The sequence below is a fragment of the Pararhodobacter zhoushanensis genome (assembly GCF_025949695.1).
Lineage (GTDB): Bacteria > Pseudomonadota > Alphaproteobacteria > Rhodobacterales > Rhodobacteraceae > Pararhodobacter > Pararhodobacter zhoushanensis_A.
Map to the genome: position 1 here is coordinate 1,819,439 of NZ_JAPDFL010000001.1, position 17,570 is coordinate 1,837,008.

Annotated in this window: 18 protein-coding genes and 2 pseudogenes; 11 read left to right on the plus strand and 9 right to left on the minus strand. The window is 65.6% G+C overall.

Annotation, left to right across the window (positions count from 1 at the left end; all coding sequences use genetic code 11):
• Positions 1–46: 46 nt before the first annotated feature.
• A complete protein-coding gene (gene rpmG, locus OKW52_RS09075; protein ID WP_127104575.1) occupies positions 47–214 on the plus strand; it encodes a 50S ribosomal protein L33 in 168 nt (55 codons plus the stop codon).
• A gap of 71 nt (positions 215–285) precedes the next feature.
• On the opposite strand, the gene OKW52_RS09080 is transcribed toward rpmG, so the two are convergent.
• Complete coding sequence (locus OKW52_RS09080) at positions 286–1,203, minus strand: DMT family transporter (protein ID WP_264505410.1); 918 nt, start codon at positions 1,201–1,203, stop codon at positions 286–288.
• Between the two features lie 126 nt (positions 1,204–1,329).
• Here OKW52_RS09080 and OKW52_RS09085 point away from each other — a divergent pair, with 126 nt between their 5' ends.
• Together OKW52_RS09085 and OKW52_RS09090 are read left to right on the plus strand one after the other, a co-directional pair.
• The gene (locus OKW52_RS09085) at positions 1,330–1,890 is read left to right on the plus strand and encodes a bifunctional transcriptional activator/DNA repair enzyme AdaA (protein ID WP_264505411.1); all 561 of its coding nucleotides are present in this window, start codon (positions 1,330–1,332) and stop codon (positions 1,888–1,890) included.
• The gene (locus OKW52_RS09090) at positions 1,887–2,369 is read left to right on the plus strand and encodes a methylated-DNA--[protein]-cysteine S-methyltransferase (RefSeq protein WP_264505412.1); all 483 of its coding nucleotides are present in this window, start codon (positions 1,887–1,889) and stop codon (positions 2,367–2,369) included. Before OKW52_RS09085 ends, OKW52_RS09090 begins: the two co-directional genes overlap by 4 nt.
• A 53-nt stretch (positions 2,370–2,422) precedes the next feature.
• On the opposite strand, the gene OKW52_RS09095 is transcribed toward OKW52_RS09090, so the two are convergent.
• Together OKW52_RS09095 and OKW52_RS09100 are read right to left on the minus strand one after the other, a co-directional pair.
• Positions 2,423–3,226, minus strand: a complete 804-nt coding sequence (locus OKW52_RS09095; RefSeq protein ID WP_264505413.1) for a Bax inhibitor-1/YccA family protein — start codon at positions 3,224–3,226, stop codon at positions 2,423–2,425.
• A gap of 129 nt (positions 3,227–3,355) precedes the next feature.
• Positions 3,356–3,580, minus strand: coding sequence for a DUF1127 domain-containing protein (locus OKW52_RS09100; protein ID WP_264505414.1), 225 nt, complete (start codon positions 3,578–3,580; stop codon positions 3,356–3,358).
• Positions 3,581–3,736: 156 nt separating this feature from the next.
• Between OKW52_RS09100 and OKW52_RS09105 the strand changes: the two are divergent.
• Positions 3,737–4,623, plus strand: a pseudogene (locus OKW52_RS09105) (LysR family transcriptional regulator).
• Positions 4,624–4,626: 3 nt separating this feature from the next.
• On the opposite strand, the pseudogene OKW52_RS09110 reads toward OKW52_RS09105, so the two are convergent.
• Positions 4,627–5,590 (minus strand): annotated as a pseudogene (locus tag OKW52_RS09110) (NADPH:quinone oxidoreductase family protein).
• A gap of 464 nt (positions 5,591–6,054) precedes the next feature.
• On the opposite strand from OKW52_RS09110, the gene OKW52_RS09115 reads away from it, so the two are divergent.
• Positions 6,055–6,417: a helix-turn-helix domain-containing protein gene (locus tag OKW52_RS09115; RefSeq protein ID WP_127104568.1), complete on the plus strand. Its 363-nt coding sequence runs from the start codon at positions 6,055–6,057 to the stop codon at positions 6,415–6,417.
• 88 nt (positions 6,418–6,505) lie between these two features.
• Positions 6,506–7,309: a histidinol-phosphatase gene (gene hisN / locus OKW52_RS09120; RefSeq protein ID WP_264507682.1), complete on the plus strand. Its 804-nt coding sequence runs from the start codon at positions 6,506–6,508 to the stop codon at positions 7,307–7,309.
• Positions 7,310–7,402: 93 nt separating this feature from the next.
• On the opposite strand, the gene guaD is transcribed toward hisN, so the two are convergent.
• Positions 7,403–8,698: a guanine deaminase gene (gene guaD / locus OKW52_RS09125; protein WP_264505416.1), complete on the minus strand. Its 1,296-nt coding sequence runs from the start codon at positions 8,696–8,698 to the stop codon at positions 7,403–7,405.
• Between the two features lie 114 nt (positions 8,699–8,812).
• Between guaD and mgtE the strand changes: the two genes are divergently transcribed.
• Together mgtE and OKW52_RS09135 are read left to right on the plus strand one after the other, a co-directional pair.
• Positions 8,813–10,243, plus strand: a complete 1,431-nt coding sequence (mgtE, locus tag OKW52_RS09130) for a magnesium transporter (RefSeq protein ID WP_264505417.1) — start codon at positions 8,813–8,815, stop codon at positions 10,241–10,243.
• Positions 10,240–10,794: a 5-formyltetrahydrofolate cyclo-ligase gene (locus OKW52_RS09135; protein ID WP_264505418.1), complete on the plus strand. Its 555-nt coding sequence runs from the start codon at positions 10,240–10,242 to the stop codon at positions 10,792–10,794. Before mgtE ends, OKW52_RS09135 begins: the two co-directional genes overlap by 4 nt.
• Here the strand turns inward: OKW52_RS09135 and OKW52_RS09140 are convergent.
• Positions 10,791–11,303, minus strand: coding sequence for a DUF2239 family protein (locus OKW52_RS09140; RefSeq protein ID WP_264505419.1), 513 nt, complete (start codon positions 11,301–11,303; stop codon positions 10,791–10,793). The two genes, OKW52_RS09135 and OKW52_RS09140, sit on opposite strands and share 4 nt — an antisense overlap.
• Before the next feature lie 99 nt (positions 11,304–11,402).
• On the opposite strand from OKW52_RS09140, the gene OKW52_RS09145 reads away from it, so the two are divergent.
• From OKW52_RS09145 to lepA, 3 genes are all read left to right on the plus strand, one after another.
• Entirely contained in the window at positions 11,403–11,720 is a 318-nt protein-coding gene (locus tag OKW52_RS09145) for a GIY-YIG nuclease family protein (protein WP_264505420.1), read from the plus strand.
• A 67-nt stretch (positions 11,721–11,787) separates the two neighbouring features.
• Positions 11,788–12,939 carry a mandelate racemase/muconate lactonizing enzyme family protein gene (locus OKW52_RS09150; RefSeq protein ID WP_264505421.1) on the plus strand — a complete coding sequence of 384 codons (1,152 nt, stop codon included), beginning with the start codon at positions 11,788–11,790 and terminating at the stop codon, positions 12,937–12,939.
• 179 nt (positions 12,940–13,118) lie between these two features.
• On the plus strand, positions 13,119–14,918 hold the full coding sequence (gene lepA, locus OKW52_RS09155) for a translation elongation factor 4 (protein ID WP_264505422.1): 1,800 nt from the start codon (positions 13,119–13,121) through the stop codon (positions 14,916–14,918).
• Positions 14,919–14,985: 67 nt separating this feature from the next.
• On the opposite strand, the gene OKW52_RS09160 is transcribed toward lepA, so the two are convergent.
• The 3 genes from OKW52_RS09160 to OKW52_RS09170 all read right to left on the minus strand — a co-directional run bounded on the left by OKW52_RS09160 (position 14,986) and on the right by OKW52_RS09170 (position 17,570).
• Complete coding sequence (locus tag OKW52_RS09160) at positions 14,986–15,531, minus strand: REP-associated tyrosine transposase (protein ID WP_264505423.1); 546 nt, start codon at positions 15,529–15,531, stop codon at positions 14,986–14,988.
• Positions 15,532–15,689: 158 nt separating this feature from the next.
• On the minus strand, positions 15,690–16,853 hold the full coding sequence (locus OKW52_RS09165; RefSeq protein WP_264505424.1) for an AI-2E family transporter: 1,164 nt from the start codon (positions 16,851–16,853) through the stop codon (positions 15,690–15,692).
• Between the two features lie 69 nt (positions 16,854–16,922).
• Positions 16,923–17,570 (minus strand): DUF1638 domain-containing protein, encoded by a 648-nt coding sequence (locus tag OKW52_RS09170; protein WP_264505425.1) that lies wholly within the window; start codon positions 17,568–17,570, stop codon positions 16,923–16,925.

Below are 17,570 nucleotides of genomic sequence, written 5' to 3' on the forward strand. Positions count from 1 at the left end.
GAATATACAGGCTGCCCTTCTGGCCGCCGTGCGCAGGAGATAACCCATGGCGAAGCCGACGACGATCAAGATCCGTCTGAATTCGACGGCGGGGACTGGCCACTTCTACGTGACCAAGAAAAACGCCCGGACGATGACCGAAAAGATGACCATCCGGAAATTTGACCCGGTATTGCGTCAGCACGTGGAATACAAGGAAGGCAAGATCAAGTAAGATCTGCCGACCCCGGTCCACCGGATCAGAGCCACCCTTTGGGGTGGCTTTTTCCGTTTACGGCGGGCGTGTCACTTCGGCTTGGGGGCGGTGCCACGCAGGCGATCACCCAGACGCCCGTCTATCGCCAGCAGCCCGGTGGCGATCAGCGCCATGCCCAGATAGTGCCGTCCCGCCAGTGCTTCACCCAGAACCAGCGTGCCCAGCAGAATCGCGCTGACCGGGACCAGCAGCGTCACCAGCGCGGCATTCACCGCCCCGGCCGAGGCGAGGATGCGGAAGAAGATCACATAGGCCAGCGCCGTGGACAGGATCGCCAGCGCCAGCACCGCCGCCATCACCGGCAGGCCGGGCGCGGGCAGCGTCCAGGGCCGGTCGATCAGGCCCACCAACGGCAGTGCCATCAGCGTGGTCGCGACCAGCTGGCCAAAGGCCACCTGCGTCGCCGACAGCCGCATCGCCTTGAACCGGCGGCCATAGACCCCGGCGAACCCATACGACAGCGCCGCGCCCAGACAGGCGAGCATGCCCAGCAAGGCGATGCTCGCCCCGCCCAGCAGATCGCCGCCCAGCAGCACCACCACGCCGAGGAACCCGAACAGGATGCCGACCGCCTTGTTCGGGGCCATACGCTCATCCGCCAGCAGGAAATGCGCGACGGTGATCGAAAAGATCGGCGTCGTCGCGTTGAGGATCGAGGCAAGGCCGCTGGGGATCATCGTCTGTGCCCAGAACAGCAGGCTGAACGGCAGCAGGTTGTTCAGCAGCCCCATGATGAGGAAGGCCATGATTGCGCCCCGCGTGAACGGCCAGCGCTCGCCCCGCAGCCGCAGGACCGCGCTCAGCGCCAGCGCGGCGATGCCGGTGCGCAGCGCGACGATGGTGAGCGGGGGCAGGGCCTGCACGGCGATGGCGGCAAAGAAAAAGCTGCCGCCCCACAAAAGCGACAGCGCAAAGAGCAGCGCCCAGTCCTGAAGTGTCATGCGCATGATGCGTCCCGCGTTCTGATGATCCGCGCGACACTTACCGCAATCCGCGCCCGGCGACTGGTCCTTTTCGGACCTCATCATCCGCGCGATCTCGCCTTGCGCGGCATTCGGTCCTAGTCTCAGGCCATGCTCGATTTCGACACCTGCAACCAAGCCCGCCTTCGCCGCGATCCCGCGTATGATGGCGTGTTCTTTACTGCCGTGCGCACCACCGGCATTTACTGCCGCCCGGTCTGCCCGGTGAAGCATCCGCTCAGCAAGAACGTCCGCTACTACCCCAGCGCCGCTGCCGCCGAGCAAGCCGGCTATCGCCCCTGCCTGCGCTGCCGCCCTGAGACTGCACCGTTCTGCGCCGCGTGGAAGGGCACCCAAACCACCGTCGAGCGCGCCCTGACGCTGATCGAGGCAGGCGCGCTGGACACCGGCAGCGTCGAGGCGCTGGCCGACCGGCTGGGCATCGGCACCCGGCATCTGTCGCGCCTGTTTGCCGACCACATCGGCGCCTCACCGCTGCAAACCGCGCAGACGCTGCGCATCGGGCGGGCCAAGCGGCTGCTGAGCGACACCACGCTGCCGATCACCGAGATCGCCTTCAGGGCGGGGTTCGGCAGCGTCCGGCGGTTCAATGCGGTGTTCCTCAAGCTCTATGGCCGCCCGCCCTCGTCAATCCGCAGGCCCAAGGGATGAGCGCCCTCAGCTATACCCATATTGCCAGCCCGGTCGGCGACCTGCTCGTCGCGGGCACCGCTGAGGCGCTGCATTTCCTCAGCTTCCCGTCAGGGCACAAATCCTTCGGTCCGCGCCCGGACTGGCGACGCGCTGACGCACCCTTTCGCGCGGTGAAAGAACAGCTCGCCGCCTATTTCGCCGGTGAGCTGCATCGCTTTGACCTGCCCCTGCACCTGTCCGGCACCGCCTTTCAGACCTCTGTCTGGCACTCCCTTGCAACCATCCCCCTTGGTGAGACGCGCACCTACGGTCAGATCGCTGCGTTGCTGGGGCGGCCCAAGGCGAGCCGGGCGGTGGGTGCGGCGAATGGCAACAACCCGGTGCCGATCATCCTGCCCTGTCACCGGGTAATCGGGTCCAACGGGTCGCTGACCGGCTTCGGCGGCGGGCTGCCGGTCAAGGACTACTTGCTGCGGCTCGAGGGCGTTCTGGCATAGCAAAAAAGGGCCGGTCTTGCGACCGGCCCTCGGGTTTCAGGCTGAGTGCCCGATTATTCGCGGTTGCCCATGAAGTAGAGCAGGAACTGGAACATGTTCAGGAAGTCCAGATACAGGCTCAGCGCGCCCGAGATCGCGGCTTTGTCCATCCACTCCTGATCCCCTTGCGCCGCGTGGGCGACATAGGTCGATTTGATCGACTGGGTGTCATAAGCGGTCAGGCCTGCGAACAGCAGCACACCGATCCCCGAGATAGCGAACGTCATGGCCGGCGATTGCAGGAAGATATTGATGAACATCGCAAACAGCAGGCCGATCACGCCCATCACCAGGAAGGTGCCCATGCCCGACAGATCGCGCTTGGTGGTATAGCCATAAAGGCTGAGACCGGCGAAGGCGATCGCGGTTACCAGGAAGGTCTGGACGATGGAGAAATCGGTGTAGACCAGAAAGATCGAGCTGAGCGAGACGCCGATCATCGCGGCGAAAGCGAAGAAGCCGACCTGAACCGCCGCTGCCGATGCGCGGGTCATCAAAGCGCCGAAGCCGAAGAACAGGAAGATGAGCGGCGCAAACATCACGACCCAGCGCAGCGGCGTGGTGTAGATCAGCGCCCCGAACGAGGTGAGGAATTCACCGTCACGCACGGCCATGACCATGCCCTCGGCGTTCGTGGCCGCGGCGTTCATGTCACCCGTGACGGCCAGACCCGCGATGGCCCATGCGCCCAGCGCCGTGATCAGCATGCCCACGGACATCGTGCCGTAGACTTTGTTCATATGGGCGCGCAGGCCCGCGTCGATCCGTGCGCCCAGTGCGCCGGTGGTCGACGTGTTTGCCGTCTGGTAGTTGGCCATGAAACCCTCCGATGGAACAAGTTGAGCCGCAGGGCCTGCAAAGTGCCCTGCGATTGCGTCCAATATCGGTATTCTGGCCCGTCAGTTCAAGATGTTCGTGGTCACATAGGTGCCAGATCAGCGCCGGATTCAGCGCCAGTAAGTCGGGCCGTCCCAAAACGGGCGTTCGGCCTCGATCCGGGCCTGTTCCGGCGTCAGACCGATGTCGGTCAGGCGGGACTGATCAAGCTGGGCCAGCATGCGCCGCTGGCGGGCCAGCGCCGGGGCGTTGAGCAGGGCGCGCAGGTAGGGACGCAGACCTTTTCCCCGGACGAGAGGCGTGGTGCTGCAGACGGTGGGCGTGGACGTGGTCATGATCGCTCTCCTCGGTAGGGGATCGGGCCGGTTGGGGCGCTGGTTAATGGGCTCGTTATGAGTGGGTGCTTTCGCATCACCGATGTTGATCTGTTACGGAGTTTCGGCGTATGATGTAAACGAATGTTTCTTATGGATGTCATCAGGGATTGTGATATGCGCCGAAACCTCGATCTGTCCGCCCTGCGTGCCCTTGCCGCCATCGCCGATTTCGGCGGCGTCACCCGGGCGGCGCATGTGCTCAACCTGACGCAATCGGCGGTGTCGATGCAGATCAAGCGGCTGGAAGAGTCGCTTGATGTTACGCTTCTGGACCGCACGGGCCGGGGCGTGGCGCTGACCGCGACCGGGGATCAGCTGCTGGCCTATGCGCGGCGCATTCTAGCGCTGAACGATGAGGCGGTCGAGCGGCTGACCGATACGGATTTCGAGGGCGAGATCGTCATCATCGTCCCGCATGACATTGTTTATCCGCATATTCCGCAGGTTCTGCGGCATTTCCAGACGATGTACCCGCGCATGCAGGCACAACTGCAGGCCCGCAACACGCGCAAGGCGAAGGAAGCTTTCAGCAAGGGCGATTGCGACCTGATCCTGACCACCGAAAGCCATTGCGAGCCGGGCGGCGAAACCCTGACCCGCCTGCCGCTGATCTGGATCGGCGCGCCGGGCGGGCAGGCGTGGCGCCAGCGCCCGCTGCGGCTGGCGCTGGGGCGCTACTGTGTGTTCCGGCCCGGCATTGTCGCGGCGCTCGACCGCGCGGGGGTGCCATGGGAAGCGGCGGTCGAGATCAGAGAGCGACCGCACGCTGGATGCCGCCGTCAGTTGCGACATGGCCGTGCACGCGCTGCTTGCCGGAACCGAGCCGCCCCATGCCGAGCGAGATCGCCCATGGCGGTGCGCTGCCCGAGCTGAGCAGCCATCTGGTCAACCTGTATGTCCGCCCCGGCAGCCCCAAGCCCGGTGTCACCGCCCTTGCCGACCTGCTGCGCAAGGCGTGGGACAGTGACGGGCGGGCTTCGATGGGGCTGGCGGCGGAATAACCCTTAGTCGTCCATCGTCACCACGACCTTGCCGGTCGAGGTGCGGGTGCGCATCAGCTCCATCGCCTCGGCGGTGCGCTCCAGCGGCAGGGCATGGCTGACATGCGGGTGCAGATCGCCCTTGGCATACATCGCGATCAGATCGGTCAGGGATCGGGTGATGACGTTCGGCGCAAAGACCGAATAGCCGCCCCAATAGAGACCGATCACGTCGATATTCTTGACCAGCAGGATGTTGGCCGGGAACTGGGGGACGCCGCCCCCGGCAAAACCGATCACCACATAGCGCCCTTGCGGCCGCAAGGCGCGCAGCGCTGCCGATGCCGCCGGCTCGCCCACCGCGTCATAAACCACATCGACGCCGCCCAACGCCTTGAACGCGGCCTTCAGATCCGTGCTCTCGCTGTCGATCAACACCGTTGCGCCGGCGGCCTCGGCGACCTTGAGCTTTTCAGGACCGCGCGCCACCGCCACGACCTTTGCGCCCAGCTTGGCGCCGATTTCCACCGCCGTCAGCCCGACGCCACCGGCCGCGCCCAGCACCAGAAGCGTCTCGCCCGCCATCAGCCGGGCGCGGTGCACCAGCGCGACATGCGAGGTGCCATAGGCCACCATGAAGCCTGCCGCCTGATCGAAGGGCATCGCGTCCGGCAGGGGGAGGCAGCGCTCAACCGGGAAGCAGCCGTATTCTGCCAGCCCGCCCTTGCCCGCGAAACCCGCGACGCGTTGGCCGATGCTGAACCCGGTCACACCCTCGCCCAGCGCATCAACGGTGCCCGCAACCTCCATCCCCATGACGAAAGGGGTCGGCGGGGTCTCTTGATACGTGCCCTTGGCCATCAGCAGATCGGCGAAATTCAGACCACAGGCGCGGATCCGCAGCCGGATCTCGCCTGCGGCGGGTTGGGGAATCGGCAGATCGGTCAGGGCAGGGGGTGTCAGTCGAGGCCAGGACATAGGCGCGCATCGGGAACTCCGGCGAATTTCAGGACGATTTGAGCGGGCAGAGTGGGGGCAGGCCTGCGCCAGAACAAGCGGAACCTAACGGCCAAAGCGCGAATTTGCGTTTTGCAAAACGGGAATACACGTTTTGGTTGATGCGTTTTGCATTGCAGATTGCAAAACACGTCTTGATGGAAAGCGCTGAGGGTGCTTACATCGCAATGGGAGCATGCGTTGCAACGCAGGCTTGTCGTGACAGCAATCGATGCGCGCTTGGGGGGCGTGCGGCACATCCGGAACGCGAAACGCTCGCGACGCCCCTCACGCGGCGTTCAGGAACCCCTGTTTTCGGAATTAAACGGTGGTGAATGAAGAAAAATGGATCCTATGTCGAACGTTGGCACGAATATTGCTTCTGGCTCTGGTGATGACTTGGGTGAACGGCGGGATCTTCCGCCAGACTCCCGGAATGACAAGAGGAGTGAAGACGTGAAGCACCCTGTGGACGTGCATGTCGGCAAACGCATTCGCCATCGTCGCTGGATGGTGGGAATGACCCAACAGCAATTGGCCGATTCCGTCGGCATCAAGTTCCAACAGATTCAGAAGTACGAGACCGGCATGAACCGTGTCAGTGCCTCGCGTCTTTGGGATATCGCCCGCACGCTGGCCGTGCCGATTGGCTTCTTCTTCGAAGGCCTGTCGGGTGACGGCGCGGATGCGCCGGCGGTCGAAGCGGATCTGCTGGCCAACAAAGAGGCGATGGAACTGATCCGCGCCTATTACGCGATCCCCGAGGCGCAGCGCAAACGCCTGTTCGATCTGGCGCGCGTTCTGTCCGAAGCGGCCTGATCGTTGATCATAAGCGCCGGGCAGGCCTTGCCCGGCGCTTGTGGCGCTCCTAAACAGGGCAGGCCTGCCCCCGGTCCAGGAGACGCCGATATGCGCACCCCGCTTTCCCCCCGCCCGCGCCGAACTGTGGCGCACAGCGCATGCGCTTGCCGATGCGGCACGCCCCGCCGTTCTGGCGCATTTCCGCGCGACCGGGCTGGAGGCGGACAACAAGGACGCCGCCGGGTTCGACCCGGTGACTGCCGCCGACCGCGCCAGCGAAGAGGCGATGCGCGCGGTGCTGGCCGAACTGCGCCCGCAAGATGCCGTGCTGGGCGAGGAACAGGCGGCGACGCCGGGCACCTCGGGGCTGACCTGGGTGCTGGACCCGATCGACGGCACGCGCGGCTTTCTGTCGGGCACGCCCACCTGGGGCGTGCTGATCGGGCTGGCCGATGACGAGGGCCCGCTGCTGGGCATCATCGACCAACCCTATATCGGCGAGCGCTTCTGGGGCGGGCAGGGCGAAGCCATCGTCGAGGGGCCGATGGGCCGCCGCACCCTGCGCGCCCGCGCCCCGCGCCCGCTGAGCGAGGCCATCGTGTTCACCACCTTCCCCGAGGTCGGGACCGAGGATGAGGGCGCTGCCTTTCGCCGCGTTTCAGCCAAGGCGCGGCTGACGCGCTATGGCACCGATTGCTACGCCTATGCGCTGATCGCCTCGGGGCAGATCGATCTGGTGATCGAGGCGGGTCTGCACCCCTATGACGTGATGGCGCCGATTGCCGTGGTTCAGGCGGCGGGCGGCGTGGTGACCAACTGGCAGGGCGGCCCGGCACATCAGGGCGGGCAGATCATCGCGGCTGCGAATGCCGCCGTGCATGCCGAGGCCTTGGCGCTGCTCAACGGGTAGCGGCGCGCCTCGGGGGCATTGAGCCCCCGCTCGGCGCGCGCGGGGGCGCTGCCCCCCGACCCGGGCCGTTCCGGCCCGCCCCCCGGGATATTTTCAGAGCAAAGAGGGGCGGGTCGGTTTGCCGGCCACCCAGGTGGCGGTGATCGCCCGGTCGTCGCCCATCATGAGGGTGGGAAACAGCGCCTCCCAAAAGTTGTCAGCGCGGGCGGCGCGTTGGGCGATGGCAGGGGTCGAGGCGAGGTTGATGATTGCCAGATCTGCCTCGATCCCCGGCCTCAGCGTACCGATGGTGTCACCCAGTCCCAGCGCCTGAGCCGAGCCCGCCGTTGCCAGCCACCACAGCTGCGCCGGGTGCAGGGCGGTGCCGCCAAGCTGGCCGATCTCATAGGCCGCCGCCATCGTGCGCAGCATCGAAAAGCTGGAGCCGCCGCCGATATCGGTGGCAAGCGCGACGCGCTGTCCCTCAGCCTTGAGACCTGCCATGTCGAACAGGCCCGAGCCGATGAAGGCGTTCGAGGTCGGGCAATGCACCAGCGCCGCGCCGACCTCACGCAGGCGGGCGCGTTCGCGCGCTGTCAGGTGAATGGCATGGCCAAAGAGAGCCTTCCGGCCCAGAAGTCCGAAGCTTTCATACACGTCGAGATAGTCGCGCGCCTGCGGGAAAAGATCGCCGACCCAGGCGATTTCCTCGTGCTGTTCGCTCAGATGCGTCTGCATCAGCACCGATGGGTGCTCGGCCCAGAGCGCCCCCAGCGCCGCCAGCTGATCGGGCGTCGAGGTGGGCGCGAAGCGGGGGGTGATCACATAGGACAGCCGGTCGACCCCGTGCCAGCGGTTCAGCAGGGCTTTGGACTGGTCATAGGCCGCCTGCGCCGTGTCGCGCAGCGTGTCGGGCGCGTTGCGGTCCATACAGGTCTTGCCGCCCAGCACCCGCATGCCGCGTGCCTGCGCGGCGGAAAACAGTGCGTCGACGCTTTCGGGATGGATGGTGCAAAAGCTGCACACGGTCGTCGTGCCCTGCGCCAGCATCAGGTCGAGGCAGGTCTCGGCGGCCCGCGCTGCATGGGCGGGGTCGCCAAAGCGCGATTCTTCGGGGAAGGTATAGGTGTCGAGCCAGTCAATCAGCCGCTTGCCCCAGCTGGCGATGATGCCGGTCTGCGGATAATGGGCGTGGGCGTCGATAAACCCGGGTGAAATCAGCGCGGAGCCATAGTTGTGGATCGTCGCCTGTGGATGCTGCGCGCGCAACACATCCGCCGGGCCGACCGCCTGAATGCGGCCGCCGTCGATCAGCACAGCGCCGTTGCGCTCATGCTGCGCGGCATCGGGGCCGCTCAGAAACGGGTCATCGGTAAAGGTCAGGGTCTGGCCAAGGAGCAGGTCGGGCATGGGGTGCTTTCACAGATCGGACAAGTCTTTATCGCAAGACTGTTTGCGCATAACAACCAGAGGCGCGGGGCGATTCGGCACCGGGCGCTCACAGAGAAAATCCGGGAGGGCGCGATGACCGAGTTTGACCGCGACGACAAAAACGCACGCCAGACCCCCGAGCCCGGCCTCCCGCTGCCCCAGGATCAGCGGCCCGAGGAGGAGAGCCTGAGCTCGGAGCGGTTCGATACCGTGCTCGAGGCCGTTGAAGCGGGCGATGCCGAGGCGATTGCCGCCGCGCTCGAACCGATGCACCCGGCCGATATTTCCGACATGCTGGAACAGATCAGCGCCGGCCAGCGTCAGGCGCTGGTGACGCTGTATCCCGAGGGGATCGACGGCGACGTGCTGTCGGAGCTCGAAGAGGGCGTGCGCGAAGAGGTCATGGATGCGCTGCCCCGGCAGGCGCTGGCCGAGGCGGTGCGCGAGCTGGACACCGATGACGTCGTCGACATCATCGAGGACATGGAGGACCACGATCAGGCCTTCATTCTGGGCGCGCTGGAAAGCGACGACCGGGCCGCCGTCGAAAGCTCGCTGGCCTGGCCCGAGGGCTCGGCGGGGCGTCTCATGCAGTCCGAAACCGTCGCCGTGCCGCAAGACTGGACGGTGGGGCAGACCATCGACCATCTGCGCTCGGCCGAATGGTTGCCGGACCAGTTCTATCACGTCATTCTGGTCGACGAACGCCACCGCCCGACCGGCTATGCGACGCTGGGTCGGGTGCTGGCGGCCAAACGCGACGTGCTGATGGCCGCGATCACCGAAGACAGTTTCCGCGCCATCATCGCCACCGAAGAGCAAAGCGAGGTGGCGTTGATGTTCAACAAGTACCACCTGATCAGCACGCCGGTGGTCGACGGCTCGGGCCGGCTGGTCGGCGCGATCACCATCGACGATGCGATGATCGTGCTCGATGAAGAGCACGAAGAGGACATGCTGCGCATGGCCGGCGTCGGCGACGAATCCAGCCTGTCGGACGGTGTCTGGGACACGCTGCGCCAGCGCTTTCCGTGGCTGGCGGTGAACCTCGTGTCGGCCAATATCGCCGCCGGGGTGATCGGCATGTTCGAGGGCACGATCGCCCTGATCGTGGCGCTGGCCGCGCTGATGCCGATCGTGGCCTCGATGGGCGGCAATGCGGGCACGCAATCGCTGACCGTGGCCGTGCGGGCGCTGGCAACGCGGGATCTGACGCCTTCGAACGCCGGGCGGGTCGTGCGGCGTGAGATCTTTGTGGGCCTTTTCAACGGGCTGGCCTTTGCCGTGATCATGGGTGGCATCGCCTGGGCGCTCTATGGTCGCGACATCTGGCTGGGTGTCGTGATCGCGGCGGCGATGGTGATCAATCTGGTGGTCGCGGCGCTGGCCGGGGTCTTGGTGCCGCTGGTGCTGAGCCGCCTCAAGCTGGACCCGGCGCTGGCATCGGGCACGTTTGTCACCACGATGACGGATGTGGTCGGCTTCTTCTCGTTCCTTGGGCTGGCGACGCTGGTGCTGGTGTGAACAGCGTCGATCTGAGCAAGGACGCGGCGCGCAAACGCGCCTTTGCGGCGCGCAAGGCGGTATATCGCACCGGGCTGGACGCCGCCGCGCAGGCACATCTGCGCGCGGCACTGGCCGAGTTCGGCGCGGTGACGGTCTCGGGCTATCTGCCGATCCGCACCGAGATCGACCCGGTTCCGGTCATGGCCACACTGCCCGGTCCCGTCTGCGTGCCGGTCATTCCCGGCGCGGGTCAGCCGCTGGATTTTCATCTGTGGACGCCCGACGCCATTCTGGTGGATGGACCCTTCGGCGCGAAAGTGCCCGCCGAGGGCATAGCGGTGACGCCGCGCGTGCTGATCGTCCCCATGCTTGCCTTCGACAAACGTGGCTACCGGCTGGGCTATGGCGGCGGGTTCTATGACCGCACCTTGGCCAGACTGCGCGCCGCCGGGCCGGTCACTGCGCTGGGCTTTGCCTTTGACGCGCAGGAGGCGGATGAGGTGCCGATTGATGCCTATGACCAGCCGCTCGACGGGATCGTCACCGAAAGCGGGCTGCGGCGGTTCTAACCCAGCCCGGCGGCGCTGATCCGCTCCAGCAGATAGGTGCGCAGGTCTGCAGGCCATGCGGCAATCTGCGCCGCCACGCCCGCCGCGTCCCCGGCATAAAGCGCCCGCGTCGCCTCTTCGAACCCCGGCCGGTCGCCGCCCAGCACCTGCATCGCCCGGTAAAGGGCATCGCGGCGCTGGGCCGCGCCACCTTCGGCCGTGCGCGCCGCCGCCACCAGCCGCCGCAGCGTGGCCGAGGCCCCGCCACGCTGCGTCGCCAGCCAGTCCCAATCCGTCTGCAACAGCGTGACCTCGCGCGGGATCACGCCCAGCTTGGGCCGTCCCCGGCGCGGGGTGAGCGGTGTGCCGTCCCAGTCGCGCGGGTCCAGATCCACGATCCGGCCCGTCGCATCGTCGAGCACCAGCACGGCACCCTCCAGCGCGCCCTGCGCCAAAGCAACGGGGGCGACCTGCGTAAGCGGGCCATGGGCGATACGGTCGGGGCCGCGAAAGGCAGTGACATCGGTCATGGGGCGCACAAACACCAACGCGGCGCCCCTGTCAATATTACCCGGGTAATATTGACAGGGGCCGCGGCTCTGCTATGAGCGCGGCAAAGGAGACCTGCCATGGACCGCCAACAGCGCAAAGCCGCCCAGACCGACTACCGCGAGCGCAAGCCGCAGCTGGGCATCTATGCCCTGCGCGCGGATGGGCGGGTCTGGGTCGGCGCCAGTCCGACGCTCGACAAGATCGAGAACCGGCTGCGCTTCACGCTGTCGCAGGGCAGCCACCCCAACGCCGCGCTGCAGGCGGCAGCGGGGCAGGGGTATACGTTCGAGGTGCTCGAAGCGCTGGATCCCGAGACCCCGGCACTGTCGCGTGACCGGCTTCTCAAGCAGCGGCTGGCGCATTGGCTGGCACAAACCGGCGGACAAGGGATCTGAGCCGGTGGACGGCGCAGGGCTGGGGCGATAGCCTGCGCCTCAATCCCCTGGACCTTAGGTAGATCCCATGCGCCTGACCCGGCTTGAGACTTTTCACAACGAATTCGTCTGCTTCGTCAAAGCCACGGCCGAGGATGGCACCATCGGCTGGGGTCAGACCGCGACCTATAACGCCGACATCACCGCCGCCGTCTTTCACCGCCAGATCGCGCCTTGGGCGCTGGGGCAGGACTGCACCGAAATCCCCGCCCTGCTGGCCCGGATCGAGCGGGCCGAGCATAAATTCCCCGGCAGCTACCGCAACCGGGCACTGGCCGGGCTGGACACGGCGTTGTGGGACATGGCGGGCAAGCGCGCGGGCCTGCCGGTGGCGGTGCTGATCGGCGGCAGCGCGGGATTGGTGCGCGCCTATGCCAGCTCGATGCGCCGGGATCTGACGCCGCAGGACGAGGCAGAGCGCCTGACGCGCCTCTGCGCCGAGCAGGGGTTCACGGCAGCAAAGTTCCGCATCGGGGCAGAGTGCGGGCAGGACGTGGACCAATGGCCGGGCCGGACGGAAGCGGTCATCCCGGCGGTGACCGGCGCGCTCAAGGGGCTTGAGACGCTGGTCGATGCGAACTCGGGCTTTTCCGTCGCGCGGGCCATCGCGGTGGGCCGGATGCTGCAGGACCACGGCGTCGGGCATTATGAAGAGCCGGTGCCCTGGTGGGATCACACCGCCACCGCGCGGGTGACCGCCGCGCTGGAGATTGACGTGGCGGGCGGCGAGCAGGATGTCGAGGTGTCCGGCTTTGCCCGGATGATCGCGCAAAAGACCGTCGACGTGATCCAGCCCGACGTGATGTATCTGGGCGGACTGACCAAGACGCTGCACGTCTGCGGGCTGGCCGCCACGGCGGGGGTGCCGGTGACGCCGCACGCGGCGAATCTGGGGCTGGTGACCATGGCGACGATGCATTTGCTGCGGGCGATTCCGAACGCCGGCAAGTATCTCGAATTCTCGATCGAGGGCGATGACTACTACCCGTGGCAGCGCGATCTGTTTCTGGGCGATCCCTTTGCTGTCGAGGCCGGACACCTGCGGGTGAGCGACGCGCCCGGCTGGGGGATCGAGGTCAATCCGGCGTGGCTGGAGCAGGCGATCTATCAGGATGCGGGGGCGGGGGAGCAGACCGCCTATGCCAAGCTTTACCACGGGACGATGGCGCAGGGGCTTTGAGCCGGCTGGTGCCAGGGGGGCTGCCGCCCCGACCCCTGCTGTTACTGCGGGGGGCTGCCGCCCCCGGGCCCCCTGCTTCAAGGGGGGAGCACGCTCCCCCTTGAAAATCCCCCCGTGCGTATTGCCGCGCAAGGTGAGGCAGGCATTGACGGGCCAAGCAAACCTGCTCATATGCGGCCATGACCGACCTTGACAGAATCCGCAATTTTTCCATCGTGGCGCACATCGACCACGGTAAATCCACGCTTGCCGACCGGCTGATCCAGCTCACTGGGACAGTCGCCGAGCGGGACATGAAGGCGCAGATGCTCGATACGATGGATATCGAGCGCGAGCGCGGGATCACCATCAAGGCCAACTCGGTGCGGATCGAATATCCGGCCAAGGATGGCAAGACCTATATCCTGAACCTGATCGACACCCCCGGCCATGTCGACTTTGCCTATGAGGTCAGCCGCTCGATGCGCGCTGTCGAGGGGTCGCTGCTGGTCGTCGACGCCAGCCAGGGTGTCGAGGCACAGACGCTGGCCAACGTGTATCACGCGCTGGACGCCGGGCACGAAATTGTCCCGGTGCTCAACAAGGTCGACCTGCCGGCGGCCGAGCCCGAGCGGGTCCGCGAACAGATCGAGGATGTGATCGGGCTGGATGCCAAGGATGCCGTGCTGATCTCGGCCAAGTCTGGCCTCGGCATTCCCGACGTGCTGGAAGCCATCGTCACCCGTCTGCCCGCCCCCAAGGGCGACCGCAACGCGCCTTTGAAGGCGATGCTGGTCGACAGCTGGTACGACAGCTATCTCGGCGTCGTCGTCATGATCCGCGTCATGGACGGGGTGATCCGCAAGGGCGACCGCATCAAGATGATGCAAACGGGCGCGGTTTACGGCGTCGACAAGCTGGCCGTGCTCAAGCCGCAGATGGTCGATATTGCCGAACTGGGACCGGGCGAGATCGGCATCTGGACCGGCTCGATCAAACAGGTGCGCGACACCCGCGTCGGCGACACGATCACCACCGAGAAGAAGGGCTGCGAGACGCCGCTGCCGGGCTTCAAACCCGCGCAACCCGTGGTGTTCTGCGGCCTCTTCCCGGTCGATGCCAATGATTTCGACGATCTGCGTCAGGCCATCGAGAAACTGCAGCTCAATGACGCCAGCTTCAGCTCGGAAATGGAAACCTCGGCCGCGCTGGGTTTCGGCTTCCGCTGCGGGTTCCTGGGGCTGTTGCACCTTGAGGTGATCCGCGACCGGTTGGAGCGTGAATATGACCTCGACCTGATCACCACCGCGCCGAGCGTCGTTTACCACATCTTCATGCGCGACGGCACGCAGCAGGATCTGCACAACCCCGCCGACATGCCCGATCTGACCTATGTCGATCACATCGAAGAGCCGCGCATCAAGGCGACGATCATGGTGCCCGACGAATATCTGGGCGATGTGCTCAAGCTGTGTCAGGACCGCCGGGGCATCCAGCTGAACCTGACCTATGCGGGCGCGCGCGCCATGGTCGAATACGACCTGCCGCTGAACGAGGTGGTGTTTGACTTCTATGACCGGCTGAAATCGATCACCAAGGGCTATGCCAGCTTCGACTACACGCTGACCGAGTACCGCGAGGATCATCTGGTCAAGATGTCGATTCTGGTGAATGACGAACCGGTCGATGCGCTGTCGATGATGGTCCACCGCGACCGCGCCGAGATGCGGGGCCGTGCGATGGTGGAAAAGCTCAAGGATCTGATCCCCCGGCACATGTTCAAGATCCCGATTCAGGCGGCCATCGGTGGCCGGGTGATCGCGCGTGAAACGCTGTCGGCGATGCGCAAGGACGTGACGGCGAAATGCTATGGCGGTGACGTGACGCGGAAGAAGAAGCTGCTGGAGAAGCAGAAGGCCGGCAAGAAGAAGATGCGGCAGTTCGGCAAGGTCGAGATCCCGCAGACGGCGTTTATTGCGGCGTTGAAGATGGATGATTGACGGCCGTAGGGTGGGGTTTCACCCCACCATTGCGCGTGCGTGAGCAGGGGTGGGGTGAAACCCCACCCTACGCGTGACCTCGGGCCCGGTCCCGATGGATTGATGAGAACGGCCATTCCTCGGGCTGCTCAACCAGCCCGTGCTTGACCGGATTGTGCCAGCAATACGCCAGTTGCGCGTGGTAGTCCCCCTCATCCCGGATGTGGTGCTCCCAGAACCGGCGTTGCCAGATCCCGGCGTCCCCCTTGGCGATCTTCGAGCGTGAGCGCCGTATGGTGGGGTTCCACCCCACCTCTTGCCCGCAGCGGACCGCCTCGGTGGGGTTGAACCCCACCCTACAGCCATCGCGCAACAGCCGCGAGAATCGCGATTTGATCGCGCCCCAGCGGGTGGAGTAATCGCTGTCGCGCTCGGGCAGGGTCCAGACGCAGTGCAGATGGTCGGGCAGCACGACGAAAGCGTCGATGGTGAAGGGGCGTTCGCGCTGCGTTGTCGCGACCGCATGGCGAAGGCGGGCGACTTCGTCGGCCAGCAGCGTGCAGCCGCGCTCCTCCAGCCTGACGGTGAAGAAAATGGTGGCTCCGGGCAATCGGGGGCGGCGATAGGACGGCATGGCGCCTATCAGCGCAGAAACAGGTTGCCGGATGGTTAACGGCTTTGAGGGAGCGCCAGCAGGCACCGACGAACGGCGAGAACCGTTGCCAAAAGGTTACCGTCGCCGGCTAACCCGTTGAAACCAATTGCCCGGAAAAATGTCCCCTCGTGGGACGCTCACTCTGCCGCCTGCCGCACCACCGGTTCGACTCCGGCGACCGAGCCCATCTCTTCGATCTCGGGCAGCCCCTCGCGCGAGAGCAGCACCGCGACCGGACGGGCCGAAGGGATATGCGAGCACACGATCATCGCCGCGACCATGATCGGCACCGCCAGGAACATGCCCGGAATGCCCCACAGCGCGCCCCAGAAGGCCAGCGAGATGATGATGCCGAAGGACGACACCCTCAGCGCCTTGCCCATCAGCATCGGGTCGATCACCGACCCCAGCACGAACTGGATCATCCCGGCGATCACGAAGACCAGCAGCGCCGTCGCCGGGTCGTTCACCTGAATGAGCGTGATCAGCCCCAGAATGATCGTTGCGATGATCGACCCGACCGAGGGGATATAGTTCAGCACAAAGGTCAGCACGGCCATCGGCCCGGCGAAGTCCAGCCCGAAGCCTTCCATCAGCACATAGACCGCCAGCGCGGTTGCCAGACTGACGCCGGTTTTCACCAGCAGATAGTGGTTCACCCGGCGCACGATGGAATGGATGATCCGCCCCACCCGCTGCGCCTGCGCCTTGTCGTGCAGCAGGTTTTCCAGCTTGGTGTTGAACCACAGCCGTTCGGCAAACAGGAACCCGACGAACAGGATCACCAGCGTCGTCGCCGACAGCAGGTTCGAGGCCTGCCCGGCCAGCGTGCTCAGATAGCTCGACACCTGAATAGAGCGGATCGAGGTTTCGACCATCGCCTCGGCCTCGGGCGAGAACCACGCCGCCAGCCGGGCAATCGCGGTGATGCCCTGATCGGTATAGGCCGCCGTGGTCGTCACCACCGTGTTGACCTGCGAGATCACCAGCCCCGACAGGGTCAGCAGCAGCACGGCGATCAGGGTAAACGCGGCCATCGAGGCGACCCAGTTGGTCAGCTTCCACGAGCCGATCCTGAGCCGTGAAAACGCGTTGATCGCATCCGCTGTCATGGCAAAGAGGATGATGGCGATGACCAGCGAGATCAGGATAAAGCGGGCGGCCACCAGCATGAACAGGATCATCGAAAAGGCGATGATACCCAGAAACCATGTCTGCAGCCGGTAGCGGTCAACCACCGACAGGCGGTGCGGATTGACGCTTTCGGCGGCGGCGGCGTGTTCGATCTCGTGCGGGGTCATCGTCGCTGCTTTTTGGGGCTATGGGGTAGAGTAGGGTGCGGCGGCGCGCGTTACAACACTCGGTTCCACTCAAGCACCGCTCACAGCGTCGCGCAGGGCCTGGGTGAGGTCACCGTAACCAGTCACGCGGCGTTCGTAGGCAAGCGAGAGACGCGCGGCACAGGCACGCGCGCGGATGTCGAGCGCGGGGTCGTCGATCTGCGCAAGGTAGACCAGCTTTTCGTAATTGCCGAACATCATCTGGATCAGTTCGGGGTGTTTCTCGAACCCCATCGGCTTCCAGACGAAGGCGTCGAATTGCTTGACCAGAAAATCGGTCAGGTAGAACGACGTGATCTCGTGCTCGGCCCGCTCGGCGAAATCGGCGTTGCCGGCGAAGAAGGAATAGCAATGCGGGCCCTCGACCATCTCGACGCCCAGTTTCGCACAACGCGCCTGCAACAGCCCGCCGGTGCCGCAATCGGCATAGACGACGAAGATGCTGTCATAGGCCGGGCGGAACTTCTCGACCGCCGCTTCGACCGCGTCGGGGATGCGGTCAGGCCACAGATGCAGGTTGGCGGGCAGGCAGTGCAGATCCAGATGCGTCCAGCCGTTCGCCGCCTTCAGCGCCAGAATCTCATGCGCCAGCGCACCGCAGGCCAGCGCCAGCACCTTGCCGCCGCTGCGGGCCGACAGCCCGTCGCTGGTGAGTCGGGCGTCATCGGGCCGGGTCAT